This is a genomic window from Streptomyces cavernae, from assembly GCF_004023625.1.
Lineage (GTDB): Bacteria > Actinomycetota > Actinomycetes > Streptomycetales > Streptomycetaceae > Streptomyces > Streptomyces cavernae.
In genome coordinates this window covers 59,750-79,887 of the sequence record NZ_RPDJ01000015.1, presented here as the reverse complement: position 1 = coordinate 79,887, position 20,138 = coordinate 59,750, and the positions used below count along the sequence as shown (strand labels likewise).

General features: G+C 71.9%; 16 protein-coding genes and 1 pseudogene. 5 read left to right on the top strand and 12 right to left on the bottom strand.

Annotation, left to right across the window (positions count from 1 at the left end):
* The first annotated feature begins 10 nt into the window (after positions 1–10).
* Together EF387_RS50105 and EF387_RS25225 are read left to right on the top strand one after the other, a co-directional pair.
* Entirely contained in the window at positions 11–1,168 is a 1,158-nt protein-coding gene (locus tag EF387_RS50105) for a peptidoglycan-binding protein (protein WP_420802620.1), read from the top strand.
* Positions 1,169–1,371: 203 nt separating this feature from the next.
* Positions 1,372–1,746: a VOC family protein gene (locus EF387_RS25225; RefSeq protein WP_162467208.1), complete on the top strand. Its 375-nt coding sequence runs from the start codon at positions 1,372–1,374 to the stop codon at positions 1,744–1,746.
* Positions 1,747–1,800: 54 nt separating this feature from the next.
* On the opposite strand, the gene EF387_RS25220 is transcribed toward EF387_RS25225, so the two are convergent.
* The 6 genes from EF387_RS25220 to EF387_RS25195 form a co-directional block, all read right to left on the bottom strand.
* Complete coding sequence (locus EF387_RS25220) at positions 1,801–2,805, bottom strand: HEAT repeat domain-containing protein (RefSeq protein ID WP_128378906.1); 1,005 nt, start codon at positions 2,803–2,805, stop codon at positions 1,801–1,803.
* Positions 2,792–3,448, bottom strand: coding sequence for a HEAT repeat domain-containing protein (locus EF387_RS25215; protein ID WP_128378905.1), 657 nt, complete (start codon positions 3,446–3,448; stop codon positions 2,792–2,794). Before EF387_RS25215 ends, EF387_RS25220 begins: the two co-directional genes overlap by 14 nt.
* A 234-nt stretch (positions 3,449–3,682) precedes the next feature.
* Positions 3,683–4,780 (bottom strand): MBL fold metallo-hydrolase, encoded by a 1,098-nt coding sequence (locus tag EF387_RS25210; RefSeq protein ID WP_128378904.1) that lies wholly within the window; start codon positions 4,778–4,780, stop codon positions 3,683–3,685.
* A complete protein-coding gene (locus EF387_RS25205) occupies positions 4,777–6,024 on the bottom strand; it encodes an aminotransferase class I/II-fold pyridoxal phosphate-dependent enzyme (RefSeq protein WP_128378903.1) in 1,248 nt (415 codons plus the stop codon). Before EF387_RS25205 ends, EF387_RS25210 begins: the two co-directional genes overlap by 4 nt.
* A gap of 173 nt (positions 6,025–6,197) precedes the next feature.
* A complete protein-coding gene (locus EF387_RS25200; protein WP_128378902.1) occupies positions 6,198–7,343 on the bottom strand; it encodes a hypothetical protein in 1,146 nt (381 codons plus the stop codon).
* A 390-nt stretch (positions 7,344–7,733) separates the two neighbouring features.
* A complete protein-coding gene (locus EF387_RS25195) occupies positions 7,734–8,459 on the bottom strand; it encodes a GAF and ANTAR domain-containing protein (RefSeq protein ID WP_128378901.1) in 726 nt (241 codons plus the stop codon).
* A 166-nt stretch (positions 8,460–8,625) separates the two neighbouring features.
* On the opposite strand from EF387_RS25195, the gene EF387_RS25190 reads away from it, so the two are divergent.
* Positions 8,626–9,735, top strand: a complete 1,110-nt coding sequence (locus EF387_RS25190; RefSeq protein WP_128378900.1) for a PAS domain-containing protein — start codon at positions 8,626–8,628, stop codon at positions 9,733–9,735.
* Positions 9,736–10,018: 283 nt separating this feature from the next.
* On the opposite strand, the gene EF387_RS25185 is transcribed toward EF387_RS25190, so the two are convergent.
* Positions 10,019–10,813, bottom strand: coding sequence for an RNA polymerase sigma factor SigF (locus EF387_RS25185; RefSeq protein WP_128378899.1), 795 nt, complete (start codon positions 10,811–10,813; stop codon positions 10,019–10,021).
* 272 nt (positions 10,814–11,085) lie between these two features.
* Here EF387_RS25185 and EF387_RS25180 point away from each other — a divergent pair, with 272 nt between their 5' ends.
* On the top strand, positions 11,086–12,864 hold the full coding sequence (locus EF387_RS25180) for a thiamine pyrophosphate-requiring protein (protein ID WP_128378898.1): 1,779 nt from the start codon (positions 11,086–11,088) through the stop codon (positions 12,862–12,864).
* 245 nt (positions 12,865–13,109) lie between these two features.
* Here the strand turns inward: EF387_RS25180 and EF387_RS25175 are convergent.
* The 4 genes and pseudogenes from EF387_RS25175 to EF387_RS25160 all read right to left on the bottom strand — a co-directional run.
* Positions 13,110–13,294, bottom strand: a pseudogene (locus EF387_RS25175) (universal stress protein); the annotation flags it as partial.
* Positions 13,295–13,365: 71 nt separating this feature from the next.
* Entirely contained in the window at positions 13,366–14,283 is a 918-nt protein-coding gene (locus EF387_RS25170; protein ID WP_128378897.1) for a pyridoxamine 5'-phosphate oxidase family protein, read from the bottom strand.
* Positions 14,284–14,731: 448 nt separating this feature from the next.
* Positions 14,732–17,104: a glycoside hydrolase family 65 protein gene (locus tag EF387_RS25165; RefSeq protein WP_128378896.1), complete on the bottom strand. Its 2,373-nt coding sequence runs from the start codon at positions 17,102–17,104 to the stop codon at positions 14,732–14,734.
* A 165-nt stretch (positions 17,105–17,269) separates the two neighbouring features.
* Positions 17,270–18,145: a universal stress protein gene (locus EF387_RS25160; RefSeq protein ID WP_128379045.1), complete on the bottom strand. Its 876-nt coding sequence runs from the start codon at positions 18,143–18,145 to the stop codon at positions 17,270–17,272.
* A gap of 377 nt (positions 18,146–18,522) precedes the next feature.
* On the opposite strand from EF387_RS25160, the gene EF387_RS25155 reads away from it, so the two are divergent.
* Positions 18,523–18,678 (top strand): hypothetical protein, encoded by a 156-nt coding sequence (locus EF387_RS25155; RefSeq protein WP_202918364.1) that lies wholly within the window; start codon positions 18,523–18,525, stop codon positions 18,676–18,678.
* 231 nt (positions 18,679–18,909) lie between these two features.
* Here the strand turns inward: EF387_RS25155 and EF387_RS25150 are convergent, their stop codons facing one another.
* The gene (locus EF387_RS25150; protein WP_128378895.1) at positions 18,910–19,929 is read right to left on the bottom strand and encodes a 2-hydroxyacid dehydrogenase; all 1,020 of its coding nucleotides are present in this window, start codon (positions 19,927–19,929) and stop codon (positions 18,910–18,912) included.
* Positions 19,930–20,138: the final 209 nt, after the last annotated feature.

Sequence of the window (20,138 nt, the reverse complement as noted above, 5' to 3'; positions counted from 1 at the left end):
GTGGGGTGGCATGCGGCCCCCGGGCGAACGTGACGGCGTGCGAGCGCTGAGCGAAGGTGACGGCGTACGAGCGCTGAGCGAACGGGACGGCGTACGAGCGCTGAGCGAACGGGACGGCGTACGAGCGCTGAGCGAACGGGACGGCGTACGAGCGCTGAGCGAACGGGACGGCGTGGGTACCCCGCCCGGCCCAGTGGACCAGCACCGCGCCGTTGCCGGCTTCGGGCCGCCGGTGGCATCGGCTTCCCCGCCCCCGCCGCCCGGTGCGTCGCCGGTCCCGCCGTCACCGCAGTTGGCACCCTCGGAGCGTCCCACGCCCCCGCGTCCGCTGCCGCGCCCGCAGTCCGCGGGGCCGGCGGAAGCCGGACTGGCGAGCGGGCCGAACGAGGCGGGCAACCCGCAGAAGGCCGCGGGGTCGAACGAAGCGGGCAGGCCGCACAACGCCGCGAGGCCGGACGAGGCCGCGAGGCCGGACGAGGCCGACGGGCCGGACGAGGCGGGTAGGCGGGGCAACAGGCGGCTGGTCCTCACCGTCGCCGCGGGTGTGGCCGTCTGTCTCGCCGTAGCGGGCACTGTGCTGCTGACTCGGTCGGACGAGCCCGCGAGCGCCGCCCCCGGGAACGGGGCGGGGACGGCCACGCGCACCACAGGCGGCGCCCCCGCCGCCCCGCCGCTCCCCGGCAGTCCGGACGACGCCACCTCGGGCGTGTCCGGTGAGTCCGGCGAGTACGACGGGAAGGGCGCGGCCGGGAACCCGAACCCCGTTCCCGACGGCGGCACCGACACGGCCGACGACATCGAGCGAAACGGTTCCTCACCATCCGGCTCACCGAGCGCCGCACCAGGCGGGGGACAACCCACCGCCGAGGGCAGCGGTGGTCCCTCGTCGAGCGCTCCCGCCACGCAACCGGACGCGCCTCCCTGGGTGACCGACTGCACGTACTACTCCGGGGACGAACTCACGCGCCAGGGCAACAAGGGCGAACGGGTGCTGCAGGTGCAGTGCATGCTGGTGAAGCGCGGGTACGGAGTCGGCGGCGGCGGTGTGGACGGGAAGTTCGGCAAGGACACCAAGGCGGTGGTGCGGCAGTTCCAGAGCGACCGGGGCATCGGTGTGGACGGTGTCGTGGGTTCCGAGACCTGGGCGGCGCTGCGCGCCACGACGTGACTGGCTGTGCGTACCGGTGGACTTGTTCCGGAGGTGGCGCCTGGCTTCGCGTAGCGGATGGCGGATCCTGCCGTTGCCTTCCCATTCGGTGCGAAGCGCGGCGGCGGTCCGGCGTGCCGCCGCGCATGCCCGTCGACGCGGCGGGTACGACCCCTGCCGTAGGGGGCGTCGCGGAAGCGGCCGAAGAGCGAGGGGTGTCGGAAGTGATTCGAAAGCTGCAGGCGGTCGCGCTGGACTGCGCCGATCCGTTACGGCTCGCGGAGTTCTACGCGGATCTGCTCGGCGGGCGGGTGGTCGCGGATCCGGAGGATTCCGGCTGGGTCGAGGTGCACGGGTTCGAGGGGACGCCGCTGGCATGCCAGCGGGTGGACGGCTACCGAGCGCCCGAATGGCCCGGCCAGGAGCGCCCGCAACAGCTCCACCTGGACTTCGACGTTGACGACCTCGACGGCGAGGAGAAGCGGGCGCTCGCCCTCGGCGCGACCGTGCTGGAGCGGACGGACCAGCACCGCCCGGGGGCCAACTGGCGGATCTACGCGGACCCGGCCGGCCATCCGTTCTGCCTGTGCCTCCACTGAGTCCACCGAGCCCATCGCAGTCACTGGGACGACGTCAGGATCCGCCAAGATCCGTCATCGTGCGTTGCGTATCCGCAGAATGTAGGCCGCGGTAAGCGCGATGGCGCGGTCTTCGTCATGTGACAGACCCGCGAGGGCACTTGACGCCGTGGTTCCCGGGATGTCCGCGAGCGCCTGTGTCAGCCGTCGGCGTACAGACGAATCGGTGCTGCCGTGGGCAAGGCAGTCAACGAGCCTGGTAGCGATCTGATCCGCCAACGCGGGCTCGTTCGCCAGCGCGCTCAGTGCGTCGGCCGCGTCGGCGTCGTTCCGTTCCTCGACGATCATGTCGATGAGCGTCGGGACCGCGTCGGCTACGCCACGTGCCCCGAGCGCCAGAGCTGCGTATCTGCGAACCACGATGTCGGGGTTCGTCAGGGCGTCCCGCAGCACCGCGGTCGCCTCACCGTTCGGAATCTCGGCGATGGACTGGACGGCGCGTTTCCGCACCTCGGCCGCGGGTGAGCCGAGGCCCTCCGCCAGCAGGGCCAGCCCGTCCTCGCCCGCCTGTGCCAGAGCCCAACGAAGGGCTCCGGCGACGTTCGGGTCCGACTCGCTCAGCACGGCCTCGACCAGTGCTTCCACCGGCACGGGAACTTCCGCCACCGCGGACAGGGCCGCGCGCTGCCGCACCCCGGCGCTCTTCGAGCCCAACGCCTGGAGGAGCGCGACGGTCTGGAGGACCTCTTCCCAGCCCGCGGGTTCCGCGGCACCGATCCGACGGAGTCGCGTGAGCAGCTCCGTCTCCGCTGCTATGCGGTCGCGCGTCTGGCGGATGAGGTCGTCGACGAGCTCCGCTGGCGCGAAGCCGGGGTCATCGAGCGCGCGCCCGACGTCGCGCAGCGACAGCCCCAATGACCGCAGGCTCTCGATATGGAAGATTCGCCGGATGTCCTCGCTGGAGTACTCGCGATAGCCGGAATCGGTACGACCCGTTGGCCGTACCAGACCGAGTAACTCGTAGTGCCTGAGCATGCGGGCGCTGACCCCGGACCGTCGCGCGACATCACCGATCAGCACTGCCTACCGCCCCCTTCTGACCGGCCCCGCCGAGGGCGACGACGCGTTTCGCCTCCTCGATCGCGAACTCGAATCCGGCGTCCGGGTCGCGCAACAGCCGTTCCGTCGCGAGTGCGTGCGCTCGCACGCGAGGGTCGAGATCCGTCATCGCGGTGCGCAGGGTCGGCATGATCACCTCACCGAGTGCGATCAGCGCCCGGCTCAGGCTCAACTGTGTCTCACGTTCACCCCGCCCGAGCTGTGTCGACAACACCGCGGCCAACTCGGGTCCTTCACCTTCGGGCACGAGTATGACCGCTGCTCGCCAGGCGCTCCGCGCCACCTCGTCGTCGGCGTCGGTCAGCAGCTCCCGTGTGATCGCCGGCCACGCTTGCCTATCCCCGATCTTGGACAGCGTGTGCAACGCCTGGCTTCGTGCCTGCGCACGCTCCGAGCGGAGTTCATCGATGAGCTTGGGGACCGTCATGGACGCTGAGTGGCGGGTGAGTGCCCACGTAAGCATGTCACGCACGTAGAACTCGGGCTCGATCGCGCAGCGTTCGACGAGCTTGTCGATGTACCGCGGGTCAGGGGTCGAGCCGACCGCCAGCGCTGCCCGCAGCCGCACTGACGAGCGGCTGTCCTCCAGCCTCTCCAAAGTCATCGGGACCACCTCCTCGACACAGCCAAGACCTTGTCACTGTGTCAAGGTCAAGCAGGTCACGCCGTGAGATCACCAGGCACCACCCTGCGTCCGCTGCCCTCCGGCTGCCCTTCGGCTCCCCTCACCATCAATTCCCTGGTCCGGAAAAGCGCCGGGGAACACGACTTCAGGCGGAACACGACCACAGGCGGAACGCGACCACAGGCGGAAGGCGACTTCAGCCGGAACGCGACTTCAGCCGGAACGTGACGGATCCCGGTCGAGAACCCTCGACGCTCCGATCGGAAGGTCCCAGAGGTCCGCGCGGTCAAGTCCCGCCGCGTCCCACGCCCTGCGCACCCGTGTCAGGGGTTCCATCACCGGCTCCGTCGAGAGGATGAACGTCGCCCAGTGCATGGGAGCCATCCGGCGGGCGCCCACGTCCTGCGCCGCGCGGACCGCCTCCTCCGGGTCGCAGTGGACGTCGCTCAGCCACCAGCGCGGGTCGTACGCGCCGATCGGCAGCAGGGCCAGATCGATGCCCGGGTAGCGGCGGCCGATCTGCTCGAACCAGCGGCCGTATCCCGTGTCGCCCGCGAAGTAGACGCGCTGCCCGTCGGGATCGGTCATTACCCAGCCGCCCCACAGCGTGCGGCAGGTGTCGGTGAGGGTGCGCTTGGACCAGTGGTGCGCGGGCACGAAGTCGAAGCGGACACCGTCCAGTTCGGCCCCTTCCCACCAGTCGAGCTCGGTCACCACGGTGAACCGCCGCCGCCGGAACCAACGTCCGAGTCCGGCCGGGACGAACACCGGTGTGTCTCGCGAAAGTTGACGCAGTGTCGGGGCGTCCAGGTGGTCGTAGTGGTTGTGGCTGATGACGACCGCGTCCACGCGGGGCAGCGCGCTCCAGGTCACCCCGGCGGGAGTGATCCGGGCCGGGGTGCCGAGGATCCTGCGGGACCAGACCGGGTCGGTGAGCACGAGGAGTCCGCCGATCCGGACCACCCAGGTCGCATGGCCGACCCAGGTGACCGCGACCGTGCGGGCGTCCACGCGCGGCAGCGGCCCCGGCTCGTACGGCAGCCGGGGGATGTCGACGAGGCCTTCCGGTCCCGGTCGTACGGCGCCTTCGCGGGCGAACCGCGCGAACCCGCGCAGCCCCGGCAGCGGCGCGGTCAGCCGGTCGGTGAAGGAACGGGGCCACATGCGCGGCTCACCGAGGGGGCGGGGCGTCGCGGACCCGGCACCGCCGGGGGGCGTCGCGGACCCGGCATCGCCGGTACTGACCGGGCCCGCGCCTGGAGACGACTCGCCGGAGTCCTGGGTGGTGGTCGACTCGGGCTGATGCGTCATCGAGGAGACTCCCGTCGCTGAGCGTCGTCGCGGAGATCGTCGAATACTGCTCCGAAGGCGGCCAACGCGTGCTTCACGTGCGGCACTTGGAGAGGCTCGGGCGAGCTGAGGGCGGCCAGCCGCTCCTCGTCCGTGGCACCGAGCAGCGGTCCGGTGGACAGCCGCACACTCAGGGCGTCGACGCCTTCGCCGAAACGGTGTCCGCCGGGCGCGGGCATGCCCAGCCGGGCGCTGAGGAAGTCCTCCAGTTCCTGGGCGTCGCCGACGCCGTGCGCGGTGAGCGCGGGGCGCAGCGGGTCGAGGTCCGCGTACAGATGGCGCCCGACTTGCGGCGGCCGGGCCAGCGCCCCGGCCGCGACCACCGCGTGGTACGCGGCGTCGGCCACGTGCGCGTGCAGCCTTACGGCGGCCGCGCGGCGCGCCGTGACGGGGGGCGGCTCGTCGAGGGTGTACGCGGCCGCAGCGGCGAGCGGCGCCGCGATGTGCGCGCCGAGCGCGGTGAGCACGTCGAGGACCCGGGCCCGCAGCCCCGCTCCCCAGGCGGTGTCCGGGAAGCGGGCGACGGCGGCGGGCCAGCCCTCCGGCAGGAGGGCGCCCGCCAGGTCGGCGATGACGGTGACCCGGTCGGGCATCATCTCGGCCGGGCTGACCAGCACGGTGTCCTTGGGTGGGTGCACCGTGTCGCGCCAGGTCTCGTCGCTGACCAGGTGCAGGCCCTCGGCCTCGGCGGCCTCCATGGTCTCGTGCAGCACTTCGGGCGGGGCCACGGTGGCGGTGGGGTCGTCGGCGACGGAAAGGAAGAGCAGCCGCGGATCGCCACCCTCGTCACGCACCCTTCGGACGGTTTCCAGGAAGGCGTACGGGTCTGGGACGCCGCCGCACTCGGCGGGCGTCGGCACGTGGAAGACGGGGCTGTGCAGGAGCCGGGCGTGCGGCTCCCACCAGGCCGCGCAGGGGCGGGGCACCAGCACATCGCCGCCGACCGCGGCGGTCAGAGCCAGCAGCAGGGCGGTGCCACCGGGTGCCGCGGCGGTCAGTTCCGGCCTGGCGGGCAGCCCGCGCCGGGACCAGTAGCCGCAGGCCGCGTCGAGCAGTGCGGGGCCGCCGCCGGCGGGCTCCGCCCGGCCGAGGCCGGCGACGGCGGCCACGACGGCGGCCAGGTCCGGCAGCACGGGCAGGCCCTGGCCGGGCAGCGGCGGCCCGTAGCGAACGGGCCCGTGCCCCTCCGCGTCCGTCCGCCGCATCCCTTCCTCCACTGCCCGGCCTGTCGGCCTGTTCATCGGCACCGCGTTGACCTCCCTGGGCTCTGCGTACCCAGTGCCCCCTTCGGCCGTTTCCACCCTGGCGGGGCGTGTCACGCCTCTCACGTTCCTCTGTCGAGACGCCGGGCCGACCCATACCGGGAGGTTGACCGGGGTCAGCCCTGGGTGTCGCGGCGGCGGAGGCGGTGCCCGGCGGTGCGGTGCGCGGCGGCGGCCAGTGCGCCGGCGACCAGGATTCCGCCGGCGATCGTGGTGGCCGGGGAGTCGCCGAAGGCACCGCCTACGCCGGCGTTGACACCACGCTGGACGGTGCCGAGGACGGGTGCGGCGGGACGGCCGTCGCCGCCGGCGTCCGCGCCTTCCGCGCCACTGACACCGGCGTCGCCGTGCCCGAAGCCGGACTCCTTGCCCGCTCCACCACGACCGGCGCCCTCCGCGCCACTGACACCCGCGTCACCGTTACCGAAGCCGGACTCCTTGCCCGCTCCACCACGACCGGCGCCCTCCGCGCCACTGACACCCGCGTCACCGTTACCGAAGCCGGACTCCTTGCCCGCTCCACCACGACCGGCGCCCTCCGCGCCACTGACACCCGCGTCACCGTTACCGAAGCCGGACTCCTTACCCGCTCCACCACGACCGGCGCCCTCCGCGCCACTGACACCCGCGTCACCGTTACCGAAGCCGGACTCCTTACCCGCTCCACCACGACCCGCACCCGAAGCGGCCTCCGACCCACCATGACCGGAACCCGAAGCGGCCCCGGCCTCACCACGACCGGAGCCGGAGGCAGCCCCCGCCTCACCACGACCAGAACCCGAGGCAGCCCCCGCCTCACCACGACCAGAACCCGAGGCAGCCCCCGCCTCACCACGACCCTGATGCCAACCCGAACCCGCCTCACCACGACCCGAACCCGAACCCGCGCCGGCCTCACCACGACCAGAACCCGAGGCAGCCCCCGCCTCACCACGACCCTGATGCCAACCCGAACCCGCCTCGCCACGACCCGAACCCGAACCCGCGCCCGCCTCGCCGCGGCCCTGGCTCCAGTCCCGGCCTGAGTTCTCTCTACCGGGCCCGGAGTCCGGTCCGGAGCCGGAGCCGCCCTCTCCGCCCCGGTTCATGTCCGCGTCCGCTTCCGCGTCCGTGTGTGCAGCCGTACGGTCGGCAGCCGCCGGCCACGAGGCGTGGGCGGCATCCAAGGGTTGCGCAGGTGTGGCGCTCGCGCCCGGTGCGAGCGTGCCCACGGCAGCGCAGGTCAGGGCAGTGACGGACAGGACACGGGCGGTGCGGCGCATGTGGAGCTCCTTCGACCGAGGGGACGGACACGACGGTCGTGCCCGTCCCCATCAGAGCCCGGCATCGCGCGCGCCGCCCGTGGCCGGACACCATTCGCGCTACGCGGGGGGCCGGGTGGGTGACGCCGGGCGCCGACGGGGGCGCTCCAGTGGGTTCCTTCGAGGGTTCCTGCGCCTCCGACCTCAACGCCACACACAAGCCCCAGCCCCCACAAAGCGCCAGCCCTGACAAGCAACGGCGCCGACCACCCCCGGCCCCGACAGTCCTCGGCCTCGACGAGCCCCTGCCACCAGCGACAGTCCCGCCCCTGCGCAAGGCGAGAGCCACGCGCCGCACCGGCCACCCCGGCGCATCCGTGCGACGCGCGGCCCGCTCTCGGCCCCCCGGTCTCAGTTCGCCATGTTGCCCAGTGACAGCAGCTCCTTCTCCAGACCCCGCCCCCGTGCCTCCACCAGACCCGCCGCGACCTCGGAGAGTTTGCGGTTGGTGCCCTGGGAGACCCGGCGCAGCACCGCGAAGGCGGAATCCGCGTCGCAGCCGAGGACGTGCATGACGATGCCGCAGGCCTGGTCGACGATCGGGCGGGAGCGCAGGGCGTTGCCGAGCTGGTCCAGCTCGGTGAGGGCCGCGCGGTACGAGCGGTCGCGGGCCAGGCAGGTCGCGGCGAGGTTGCCCAGTGCGCGGACCGGGCCGTGCGGTGCGTTCCGCAGTGCGCCGGGGCGGAAGCTGAAAAGGCTCAGCGTCACCGTGAGCCCGGAGCGTCGGAACGGCAACGTGACGCTGGAGCGTACGCCGGCGTCGAGGGCCATGGCCCGGTACTGCGGCCAGCGCTCGTCCCGCAGGAGGTCCGTCACGTCGACGGTCCGTCCTTCGGCGGCGGCATCCGAAATGGGTCCCTGTCCGGAGCGGAGCTGGACGGAGACGAGCCTGGCCAGGTCGGGATGGGTCACCGCGGCCGGGCGCTCCGGGCCCGAGTCGGTGACGGTGGCGGCGGCGCCGCACGCCTCCACGGTGCAGCGCATCGCCTGCTCGGCGAGCTCGGCGAGCCTGCGTCCGGGCAGGGCCGACTCGGGGGATTCCGTCCCCAGCTGGTCCAGCTGATCGGTTTCCGGCATCTTCCCCCGCCCTCCTGAAACTGCTGGTGCCTTCTGGTCCATCCTCCTGCCTCCCGCTCCTCTCTGCGCGTGCCCGATGGGAGCCCGGCAAAACGGTCAGATTGAACCAATCGGCAGGTTGGCCTCCCGCACCCCACGATCGCCCGCTACGGGATACGTTCGTCCCATGGCGCACGCGGAGGAATTCGGTGAAGAACTCGCGGACTTCGTACGCCGCGTCGCGGAACTCAAGTCGGCCCGGTCGGTGCCGACCGGGGATCTCCAGACCGTTCTCGACGCGGCGATCTTCGAGCTCGACCATGTGGCCGATCAGCTGTGGCCCTGGTACGAACGGCTGTCGGCGCCCGCCGCGGCCCCTGCGGACCGGCTGGAGCAGCAGCTGCTCAGGGCCATCTTCCAGCGGCTGCCGATGCCGCTGGCACTGGTGGACCGCGAGACGGTGGTACGACGGCTGAACTTCGCGGCAACCCGTTTCACCGGCGTCCGCGCCGGTTACGCCACGGGCCGTCCGCTCACGGGTCTTCTGGCCCACTCCGACCGCGCGGCGTTCCGCTCCCAGGTGGCGGCGGTGGCGCGGGGCGAGGGCGACCGCAGCCTCGTCGTGCACCTGCAGCAGCGTCCGGACGTGCCGGTGAACGCCACGCTGACCGGGCTGCGGCCCAGCGGCGAGCCGCGCACCGCGGTCCTGACAGTGCTGCAGCCCGCCGGTACCCGCGTGCCCACGGCGGAGATCGGCCCGACCCAGGTCCCGGACCTGACCGAGGCGACCCGGCACGCGGGGCTGATGGAGGTGCTGGACGCGATGACCACGGCGCTGCTCTCCGTCCCCCTGGGCGACCGTTCCGATGTGCTCCGGCGGGTGGCGGGGGTGCTGCACGGCCGGTTCGCGGACTGGGTGGTGGCCGACGACAGGGCCGCGCGCCCCACCCGTACGGTCGTCCTCGGCCCCTCGGAGGAGGAGGCCGCGGCGCTGGCGAAGCAGGACCCGACTGCGGCGCCCCTCGTGGTGGAGGCGGCTCGCGGGGGGTCGACCGCGCTTCAGGTGCGCCCGGACGACCCGGACGGTTTCGGTCAGGATGCCTCCGGCGCTCCTGTCCTCGTCAGGGCCGATGTGACGTCATTGCTGTGCGTGCCGCTGATCACCGGGGACGGTCCGGTCCAGGGTGTTCTCACGTTGTTCCGTACCGGTGCCAGGCTGGCCTTCTCGATGTCCGAAGCGCAGGCGATGGACATGATGTCCCGTCACATCGCCCTGGTACTAAGCCGGTTGCCATAAGCCGCCACTGCGGTCGGCACTGCGAGGAGGGCAGGCCGACCGGGCGAGGAGGGCAGGCCGACCGGGCGCGGACGGCGGGCCGGCGGGGTGGTGAGGGCTGACCGGCAGGGCGCGGACGGCGGGCCGGCGGGGTGGTGAGGGCTGACCGGCAGGGCGCGGACGGCGGGCCGGCGGGGTGGTGAGGGCTGACCGGCAGGGCGCGGACGGCGGGCCGGCGGGGTGGTGAGGGCTGACCGGCAGGGCGCGGAGGGCCGGGAGAGCTGCCTCCGCGCCCCGACGGACATCAGGCGGCGTCCGACAGCACCTGCTCGCGCAGTCGGTCGCAGCAGCGGGTGATCAGCCGGGAGACGTGCATCTGGGAGATGCCCAGCTGCTCGGCGATCCGGCTCTGCGTCATGTCCCCGAAGAAGCGCATGTAGAGGATGGCCCGCTCGCGCTCGGGGAGTGCGGCGAGGCGGGGCTTCACGGCCTCGCGGTCGACGACGACGTCGAGGGCGGGGTCCGTGGTGCCGAGTGCGTCGCTGAGCGAGTAGCCGTCCTCGCTGCCCGGGAGCTCGGCGTCGAGGGAGAGCGCGGTGAAGCTCTCCAGTGCCTCCAGCCCGATCCGGACGTCGTCCTCGCTCATGTGGGCGTGCTGGGCGATCTCGGCGACGGTGGGCCTGCGGCCCGAGATGGTCTGGGACAGGTCCTGACAGGCGAAGCGGACCCGGTTGCGCAGGTCCTGGACTCGTCGGGGGACGTGCAAGGTCCACATGTGGTCGCGGAAGTGCCGCTTGATCTCACCGGTGACGGTCGGGACCGCGTAGCTCTCGAAGGCGTTGCCGCGGTCGGGGTCGTACCGGTCGACGGCCTTGACCAGGCCGAGTGCCGCGACCTGGCGCAGGTCCTCGAAGGACTCGCCACGGCTGCGGAAGCGTCCGGCCAGTCGTTCCGCCATGGGGAGCCATGCCTCGACGATCTGGTCACGCAGCGTGTCGCGCTGGGGACCGGGGGGCAGGGTCGCCAGTCGGCGGAAGTCTTCGGCGGTGTCGGGGGCGTCGTCGTGCGGATGCTGCTTCAGGGTCGCCTGGGTTCGCATGGTGCGTCGCAACTCCCTAGAAGTGCCTTGGGTTGGACGGTCACCGCGGGAGAGCGGTCCCTCTACGGGGACGGGACTCCGGTACAGCACCTTCAACAGACTCCGGCACAGTCCGGGCCACGGCATACACCGCTCCCACGGACGTGCCTCCGTTCCGAAGCACTGGGTGTCGCCTGCCCCAGCTCATGCGGCGCAAACACTTGCTCAGGTTTTCGGGTGCCCTCCCGTGGTGACTCGGCCTGGAACGCCCTTTGGAACCGGGAGGTCCCGAAATGAGTGAAAAGGTCGCTGACCATGTTCTGGAGCGGCTGCGGCAGTGGGACGTCGAGCAGGTCTTCGGCTATCCCGGGGACGGCATCAACGGGCTGCTCGCCGCCTGGGGCCGGGCCGACGACCATCCACGGTTCATCCAGTCACGGCACGAGGAGATGTCCGCGTTCCAGGCGGTCGGTTACGCCAAGTTCTCGGGTCGCCTCGGTGTGTGCGCTGCGACCTCCGGACCGGGGGCGATCCATCTGCTGAACGGTCTGTACGACGCCAAGCTGGACCATGTGCCTGTCCTGGCGATCGTGGGGCAGACGCACCGCAGCGCGATGGGCGGCTCGTACCAGCAGGAAGTCGATCTGCACACGCTCTTCAAGGACGTCGCGTCCGACTTCGTGGAGACGGTGACGGTGCCCGAGCAGCTGCCGAACGTGCTCGACCGGGCGATCCGCACGGCGTACGCGCGCCGCGCCCCGACGGCCGTGATCATTCCCGGCGACGTACAGGAGCTGGACTATTCGCCGCCGCCGCACGAGTTCAAGATGGTGCCCTCCAGCCTGGACCGCAGCGGGTGGACCTCGATCCCGTCGCAGGAGGCGCTGGAGCGGGCGGCCGAGGTGCTCAACGCCGGCGACAAGGTCGCCATCCTGGCCGGGCAGGGTGCGGCGGGCGCACGGGCCGAGGTGGAGCGGATCGCCGAGCTGCTGGGGGCGGGGGTCGCGAAGGCGCTGCTGGGCAAGGACGTCCTCAGTGACGAGCTGCCGTACGTCACCGGGGCGATCGGCCTGCTCGGTACCCGTCCGTCGTACGAGCTGATGCGCGACTGCGACACGCTGCTGACCATCGGCTCCTCGTTCCCGTACTCGCAGTTCCTGCCGGAGTTCGGCAAGGCGCGGGCCGTGCAGATCGACATCGATCCGCACATGGTCGGGATGCGCTACCCGTACGAGGTGAACGTCGTCGGTGACGCCAGGGCGACCCTCGAACGGCTGATCCCGCTCATCGACGGGGACCGCGGGCGCGAGTGGTACGACACGGTGTGCGCGAACGTGGCGCGGTGGCGCGAGGTGATGAAGGGCCGGGCGGAGCTGTCCGCGGACCCCGTCAACCCGGAGTACGTGGCACATGCCCTGGATCCGCTGCTGCCGGACGACGCGATCATCACGTCCGACTCCGGTTCGACCGCGAACTGGTACGCGCGGCATCTGACCATGCGGGGCCGGATGCGCGGTTCGCTGTCGGGAACGCTGGCCACGATGGGCTGCGGGGTGCCCTACGCGATCGGTGCGAAGTTCGCCCATCCGGACCGGCCCGTGATCGCGCTGGTCGGGGACGGGGCGATGCAGATGAACGGGCTGGCGGAGCTGATCACTGCGGCCAAGTACCGGGACCGCTGGGAGGACCCGCGGCTGGTGGTCGGGGTGTGGAACAACCATGACCTGAACCAGGTGACGTGGGAACTGCGGGCCATGGGCGGCGCACCGTCGTTCCTGCCCTCGCAGCAGCTGCCGGACGTGCAGTACGCGGCCTTCGCGCGCTCGCTCGGGCTGACCGGGGTCCGGGTGGAGAAACCGGAGGACGTGGAGTCGGGCTGGCGGGCCGGGCTGGAGGCCGACGGGCCCGCGGTGATCGAGTTCCTCACGGACCCGGCCGTACCGCCGGTCCCGCCGCACGCCACGTGGGAACAGATGGAGTCCACCGCGGCGTCGCTTCTGAAGGGCGACTCCGAGCGTGGGGCCGTGGTGAAGCGGGGGCTCAAGGCGAAGGTGCAGGAGTTCCTGCGGTAGTGCGGGGCGCGGCGCCGTAGCCCACGCCGCCGGCACGCCCCGGGGGCGGTGGCCGCGCGATGCAGAGAACCGGCTGGGGGCCTGGCGGCCCAGTGCCTGGAGGTGGCGCGGGGTGTCCAGCCGCTCCGCCTTCCCAGTCCTCGCGGCGGACGGCACGGCGGCCGGTCAGGTCATCGTCCGCCTCGTCAACCGCTCCCCGCTCCGAGCGCCTTCCACCACCACGATCGGCGACGTGATGCGCCACACAGGATCTCTTCGGCCGGACGGGCGGTGCTCAAGGACGAGCGGCGTCCCTCGTAGCGCGCTCCCACAGGGAGGCGTGGACGAGCCGCAAGGGCAACCCGAGGCGCGCCGCCTCGTCCACCGCCCAGTCCACGGCCTGCAGACTGGAATCCGATCCGTCGACACCCACCACCAGCGGGAGTTCCATGGTCACCACCGCCTTCCTGCCCGGCCATGACCGGAAACCCCTGTCCACACCGTTTGATGTGCCGATCGGCCTTACTGATCGGCCGGAGTGATACGGCGGCCGGTGATCCGCGTGGGCCGGATCGCCACCCACATCTCGCGTTCACCGCCCGCCCATGGAGTGGTATGGACGCGCCGGCTGAGCTGTCGCACGACGTCGGGCTCTGTGACAACGCCCGCGGGGCCGGTGGCCAGCACGCTCCAGCCCTGGCTCAGGACGTCGTCGACATGATCGACTTCGAAGGCGACTTCCGTTCCGACGGCCGCCGCGGGCAGGGAGTCGGGCGCGGTCCGGAAGACGATCGAGTCATCGATGACCTCGTAGTTGACCGGGACGACCGCCGGGCGTCCGTCGGGCTCCGACACCGCGACGCGCCCCACACCATGTGTGGACAGCAGGGCACGGCATTCCTCCGGGCCGAGGTCCCGCAGCTGAGGATGCAGCAGTGCGTGACCCCGGCCGGGTGGCAGATCGATGCCTCCGCCGCGCAGAGCGGCGGCGGTGGTGCCCAGCGCGTCGGCGAGCCTGATGAGGGTGGCCGCAGTCGGGTCGGCGGGCTGTTCTTCGAGGTAGGCCAGGTAGTCGGGCGACATGCGGGCGCGGCGGGCTGTTTCCTCCCGGCTCGTCCCCTGCCTGTGTCGTTCGGCGGCCACGCGCCGGCCGATGTCTCCGGGGTTGCGTGTCCCCGGCGGGGCGGCCACGGGCGCCTTTGCCGCAGCGCTGTCCGGCTGGGAAGACCCGGGCTCGGTCCGGAACCGTTCGTGCCCGAGATGGCGGATGTGCGCATCGGGTCCGGGGAACACGAGCGTCACTTCGTCCGTGTCCGACCAGCGCACGTCGTAGGGCGGTGTTCCGTCCTCATGGTGAAGTCCGACGATCTCGCCGTCGCGCCTGGCAGCACCGGTCGTCGGGCTTTCGATGATGAGTTGGTCGCCGAGGTGAGCTCGCATGATCGTCGCCCTCTCCTCAGATGGTGCTGTATCCAACGTGCCACGCGCGCCGGGCCGCCGCATGGGCCGACAGGCCCGGTATCCGCGGCGACAGGCCCGTAAGTCCCGCGATCGGCAGGGAGCGAGACCGCGCACCCTGCAATTCGGGCCCGCAAGAACCGGGCGGCACCCGGCTCGAAACATCGGCGGTTCAGCGAACGGTCCGCGTCCGCATCGAGGACGAGGACACACCCCGGCAAGGACACACCCCGGCTCACCACGCTGTCCGGCAGCGCCGACTTCCTCATCCACACGCACTGGCCCTCGCCCGTGGACGACCAGCCTGCGCACCCTCCCGGGCAGGCAAGGAGGACATAGTAACCACGTCGACCCAGAAACGAGACGGGCGATGTCATCACTCGCCAGGGCCGCCGCCGCTTCCGTGGCCGCGATCCGGCGGTACGGCAGGTCAGTCCGCGAGCATCAGCCGGCACCGCTCCCCCGGCCCGACGGACACGGCCCGGTCGGGCAGGCGTACGTCGATCGGCAACCGGTCGGACGACGGCACCGCGATCTCCAGCAGCCCGCGCTCCAGCCGCAGCCGCACCCCCCAGTGGCCCCGGTAGCGGATGGCGAAGTGGTACGAGGACAGCTCGGGGAGCGGCACGGGGTCCAGCCACAGCGCTCCGTGGCGGGTCTCCAGTCCGGTCAGGCCGCGCTGGACGAGGTCGAGGGTGCCGGCCATGGCGCCCAGGTGGATGCCCTCGCCCGTGGTACCGCCCTGCAGATCGGCGATGTCGCCCCGCAGCGCCTCCTGGCAGAACGTCCACGCCTCCGCACGCCGGGCGCGGGCGAGGACCCAGCCGTGGACCAGTCCGCTGAGGGTGGAGCCGTGGCTGGTGCGGGCCAGGTAGTAGTCGACGGTGCGCTGCCAGATGGACTCGTCGAGGCGGTGGCCCAGGCGGCGGAAGAGGTCACGGAGTTCAGCCGGTGAGAAGAGGTATCCGAGCATCAGGACGTCGGCCTGTTTGGACGCCTTGTAGCGGTTGACGGTGTCGCCCTCGGCCTCCAGGATCCGGTCCAGGCGCCGGATGTCGCCGTACCGCTTGCGGTACCCGGCCCAGTCGAGTTCGGCGAGTTCGCCGTAGCCCTCGAACTGGCTGATGACGTCGTCGTGGAAGGGCACGTGGAGGCTGCGCGAGACGTCCTGCCACTGCTCGAGTTCGCCTCCGTCGAGACCGGTGCGTTCGACGAGTTCCCGGCGGCGCGGTTCGGGAAGCGCGTCGAACAGTTCGAGGGTGCGGGCCAGCACCCAGGCGGCGGTGACGTTGGTGTACGTGTTGTCGTCGAGGCCCGGCCGCGGCGCCCCGGGGTAGCCCTCGTGGTACTCGTCGGGGCCGACCACCCCGCGGATGCGGTGCCGCCCGAGGTGCTCGTCGTAGTCGGCCGAGTCCGCCCAGAAGCGAGCGATCTGCAGCATCATCTCGGCGCCCTTGGTGTGCAGGAACTCCGCGTCCCCGCTCGCCTCGCAGTACTGCCACACGTTGTAGGCCACGGCCGTGCCGACGTGGTGCTGCAGCCGGGAGTGGTCGGGCAGCCAGCGCCCGGAACGCGGGTTGAGGTGCAGGAGCTGGGTCTCCTCGCGTCCGTCGCTGCCGGACTGCCACGGATACAGCGCACCGCGTCGGCCGACCGCGCGGGCCGTGGCGCAGGCCCGGTCCAGGCGTCGGTGGCGGTAGCGGAGCAGGGCGCGGGAGACCTCGGGGAAGTGCAGGTTCAGGTAGGGCAGTACGAACAGTTCGTCCCAGAAGACGTGCCCGCGGTAGGCCTCGCCGTGCAGCCCCCTGGCGGGTACTCCGACGTCGAGGTCCGCGGTGTGCGGCGACAGCGTCTGCAGCACGTGGAAGAGGTGCAGCCGCAGGATGCCGCCCGCCTCGCCGCGGACGTCCAGGTCGGCGCGGCGCCAGAGCTGGTCCCAGGCTGTGAGGTGACGTTCGAGCAGTTCGTCGAAGCCGGGCGCGTCCTGCACCCGGTCGATCGCGGCGCGCAGTGGGTCGCTGATGGCGGGGTCGCGTGAGGTGTGCAGGACGACGGTCTTGTCGACGGTGGCGGTTCGGCCGGGTGTCAGGCGGAGCAGCGTCCGCTGGGTGACGCGGGGCGGTGTGTGCCCGGTGGACAGGGGCGCGTCGGCGGTGAGCCGGGCCGCCAGGCCGACGCGGATGTCGGAGGTACGGGTGCGGCAGCGCAGCCACACGGTGTCGGAGGCGGCCTCACCGGTGTGCACATGGGTGAGGTGACGGCCGTCGAGGTCGCGGTAGCGCGGTACGCCGGCGTTGGTGACGCCTCCGTCGAGGGCCGCCTCGACCTCGAGTTCGCAGGTCGGCCCTTCCACGGTGAACTCGGTGCGCAGGGCGGCGAGATGGGGGTCGGCCATGTGGGCGATGCGCTGCTGCCGCACGGACAGGAGGCGGCCCTCGCCGAGGTCGTAGCGCGTGCGGCGCTCCAGCAGCGCGGAGGCGAGGTGCAGGACCTGGCGGTGCTCGAGCACGGTCGCCTTGTCCGGGGTGAGCCAGTCCCCGCTGCCGTGGAGTCGGTAGCGCACAGGCAGCCAATTGGGCAGGTTGACCATGTCCTCGTTCTCGACCCGGCGGCCCGCGACGCCGGAGGTGAGCCGGTCGTAACAGCCCGCGGCGTACGTGCCGGGATAGTGCACGTCGTCCGCGGCGCATTCGGGAAGCGCGCCGCGGGTGGCGACGTAGCCGTTGCCGAGGGTGCACAGTGCCTCCCTCAGGCGCTCGTCGGCCGGGTCGTAGCCGTCGTACTCCCAGGTCCAGCCGGTCACCTCGGCGCACCCGTCTCGAGCGCTCCGCCGGGGACCGGGGCGGTGACGTGGACCGGGGCGGTGACGTGGAGCGGGCGGCCGGTGATCGGGGCCATGGGGGCTCCTTCAGCAAAGGGGTCGGGGCGGTGGGTGCGGTCCACCCGCGAGTGGCCCGGCGCTGGGCGCTCACACCCGCTGCGGTACGACCGCGACGGGACACTCGGCGTGGTGCAGCAGTGTGTGCGCCACTCGGCCCAGCTGGAGGCCGAAGTGGCCGTGCCGGCGATGGTTTCCGATGATCAGGAGGTCCGCGGCGGCCGAGCGGTGCAGCAGCACCTTGCGGGCCGGTCCCTCGATCGTGGCGCGGCGCACCCGCACATCCGGGTGGTCCGCCGTCGGTTCCTCGAGCAGCGCGTCCAGCAGCGCGGATGCCTGGTCCTCGTGGCGGTGCGCCGGTTCTCCGGTGAGCAGCGGGTGGTCGGCGGTCTCGTGCGCGGGCCGTCGCCATGCCCGTACGACATCGAGGACGCACCCGCGTACCCCGGCCTCGCGGAAGGCGAACCGCGCCGCCTCCCCGGTCGTCGCGGGTTCCCCGGCACCGAGCAGGATCCGTTCGTGGAGCCCGGTCAGGCCTGCCTTGTCGCCGCGGACCACGACCACCGGGCAGTGGGCGCGGGCGGCCACGGCCAGTCCGACCGAGCCGAGGAGCAGTCCCTTCAGCTCGCCGCGGCCCCGTGAGCCCGTCACCAGGAGGGAAGCGTTGGCGCCCTCGCTCACCAGGGCGGACGCCGCTTCCTGGGGCAGGATCTCGGTGGACACCTTCACATTCGGGTCGCGCTTGTGGGCCCGCTCGGCCGCGGATGCGACGATGTGCTCGGCCAGCACCCGCTCGGAGGGCCGCTTCGGGCTGCCGGGCCACGCGACACCTTCGTAGCGGTCCCACAGCGAGGCGTACACCACCCTCAGCGGCAGACCGTGCCGGGCGGCCTCGTCCACCGCCCAGTCGACCGCGGCCAGGCTTCCGTCGGATCCGTCGACGCCTACGACCAGGGGCAGTTCCATCATTGCCACCGCCTTCCGTCGGGCTGCGGAGATCGTGCAGCAAGACGCCTTCACCTTCACCCTCGCATCCTCAGCCGGGTGGCGACAGAGGTGGTTCGGCGCCGGTGGGGACCGTTCGGCCCATGGTGCCGCCCGGCTCACCCGCTCCAGGAGCCCCGGCCCGGGAAATCCGACCCCGGTCCGAGGAAAGCCACGGGTCATTCAGAGGCCACTCGGCCCCGGACCGGCCCGTTCAGCCCCTGTGAGCCGGTGCGTTCCTGGCGGACGCTGACGATGAACACCCCGGCTCCCGCACCGGGCGGCGACACAGAGCAGCACGAAGCCGACCTCGCCGCACCGGCACGCACCGGGAGCCGACCGAGCGAAGGAAGGCACTCATGGTTCCCCTCGTCCTGATCGGCGCGACAGTGGTCGGCGCCTGCATGGTGTTCGGCTACAGCTCGATCGTCGTCGGATTCGCCCTGATGGTGACCGGAATTGTCGGACTGATCATGTTCATGGGTACATCGGGGCGCGGTCCCGCGGCCCGGTGAACCGGAGACGGTCAGAGGCCTGCGGCACCACGTCGGCGGCGAAGACGGCACGGCCACCAGCACTACCGTTCGTGGCCCGGCCGCGAAGGATCGCACGGCGTCCGTGCGGAGCCGCCGGTGGCGGCCGCTCACCGCTGCCGTCCGCGTGTCCGAGCTGACCGCCCCCCCAGCCGCGGCAGGGCGGCTGGCCCAGCCATGAACGGTCGGTCTTCTCGCCCGCCCGTACCTCGTCTACCGGCGGCGGGCCGCGGGAAACACGAGCGTGTTGTCTCCGGCGCGACCGGCCAGGTAGTCCTCGACGTTGGCCGTGGTCGTCTCGACGATCTGTCCGACCGCGTCGCGGGTGAAGTAGGCCTGGTGCGAGGTGACCAGGACGTTGGAGAAGGTCATCAGCCGGGCGAGACGCTCGTCGGTCATCACCTCCAGCGACTTGTCGAGGAAGAACACACCGGCTTCCTCCTCGTAGACGTCCAGACCGACACCCGTGAGGCGGCCCGCGCGGAGCGTGGCCAGCAGGGCGTCGGTGTCGACGAGGCCACCGCGGCTGGAGTTGACGAGGATCGCGTCGTCCTTCATCAGGGCGAGGGCTTGGGCGTCCACCAGGTGGTGGGTGTCCGGCAGCAGCGGCACGTGCAGGCTCACCAGGTCGGATTCGGCGAACAGCCGCTCACGTCCGACGTATTCCATGCCGAGCGCCCGGCACTCGGGGTTCTCCGCGACATCCCAGCCCAGCAGGCGCATCCCGAAGCCGTGGGCGATCCGGGCGAACGCGGTGCCGATCTTTCCGGTGCCCACGACTCCGGCCGTGCGGCCCCGGAAGTCACGGCCCATCAGACCGTCCAGCCGGAAGTCGAACTCGCGGGTGCGATGGGCCGCCCGCACGATCCTGCGGTTCACGGCGAGCGCGAGGGTCCAGGCGAACTCGGCGACCGAATAGGGCGAGTAGTACGAGACCCGGGCAACCGTGAGCCCGTGTTCCTCGGCAGCGGTCAGGTCGATGTTGTTGTAGCCGGTGGACCGCTGGGCGATCATCCGGGTGCCGCCCTCGGCCAGGACTCGCAGCACCTCCTCGTCGAGGGTGTCGTTGACGCTGCTGAGGACGATCTCGCGCCCTGCGGCGGTTGGAGCGGTGTCGCGGTCCAGGAACAGCCTCAGACAGCGCAGGCGGTGACGGTCCGCGAATGCCCGGTCGAAGGCTTCCCGCAGCAGTGGCTCCTCGTCGGTGAGGACGCCGTACGCGACGATCTCCATGTGTTCTCCTCCTGTCGGACAGGCGATCACCTTCCACCGTAGGCCGACGGCCGACGGGTCCCGCCCGACCGGTGGGGCGCGGGACCCACGGCGCACGAGCTCCACCCCGCGCGCTCCGCGATGGAACTCGCCCCGATCGGCTCGACGGCCTGCGCGCCTGCCCGTAGGGTCCGCACACCGTGCCGCGGCTGCACGGCGCGCGCGAGGAG

Excerpts from the sequence above, each read along its gene's own strand:
- EF387_RS50105 (WP_420802620.1), top strand. The coding sequence starts at position 11 with ATGCGGCCCCCGGGCGAACGTGACGGCGTGCGAGCGCTGAGCGAAGGT.
- EF387_RS25215 (WP_128378905.1), bottom strand. The coding sequence starts at position 3,448 with ATGACTTTGGAGAGGCTGGAGGACAGCCGCTCGTCAGTGCGGCTGCGG.
- EF387_RS25210 (WP_128378904.1), bottom strand. The coding sequence starts at position 4,780 with ATGACGCATCAGCCCGAGTCGACCACCACCCAGGACTCCGGCGAGTCG.
- EF387_RS25205 (WP_128378903.1), bottom strand. The coding sequence starts at position 6,024 with ATGCGGCGGACGGACGCGGAGGGGCACGGGCCCGTTCGCTACGGGCCG.
- EF387_RS25200 (WP_128378902.1), bottom strand. The coding sequence starts at position 7,343 with ATGCGCCGCACCGCCCGTGTCCTGTCCGTCACTGCCCTGACCTGCGCT.
- EF387_RS25195 (WP_128378901.1), bottom strand. The coding sequence starts at position 8,459 with ATGCCGGAAACCGATCAGCTGGACCAGCTGGGGACGGAATCCCCCGAG.
- EF387_RS25190 (WP_128378900.1), top strand. The coding sequence starts at position 8,626 with ATGGCGCACGCGGAGGAATTCGGTGAAGAACTCGCGGACTTCGTACGC.
- EF387_RS25185 (WP_128378899.1), bottom strand. The coding sequence starts at position 10,813 with ATGCGAACCCAGGCGACCCTGAAGCAGCATCCGCACGACGACGCCCCC.
- EF387_RS25180 (WP_128378898.1), top strand. The coding sequence starts at position 11,086 with ATGAGTGAAAAGGTCGCTGACCATGTTCTGGAGCGGCTGCGGCAGTGG.
- EF387_RS25170 (WP_128378897.1), bottom strand. The coding sequence starts at position 14,283 with ATGCGAGCTCACCTCGGCGACCAACTCATCATCGAAAGCCCGACGACC.
- EF387_RS25160 (WP_128379045.1), bottom strand. The coding sequence starts at position 18,145 with ATGGAACTGCCCCTGGTCGTAGGCGTCGACGGATCCGACGGAAGCCTG.
- EF387_RS25155 (WP_202918364.1), top strand. The coding sequence starts at position 18,523 with ATGGTTCCCCTCGTCCTGATCGGCGCGACAGTGGTCGGCGCCTGCATG.
- EF387_RS25150 (WP_128378895.1), bottom strand. The coding sequence starts at position 19,929 with ATGGAGATCGTCGCGTACGGCGTCCTCACCGACGAGGAGCCACTGCTG.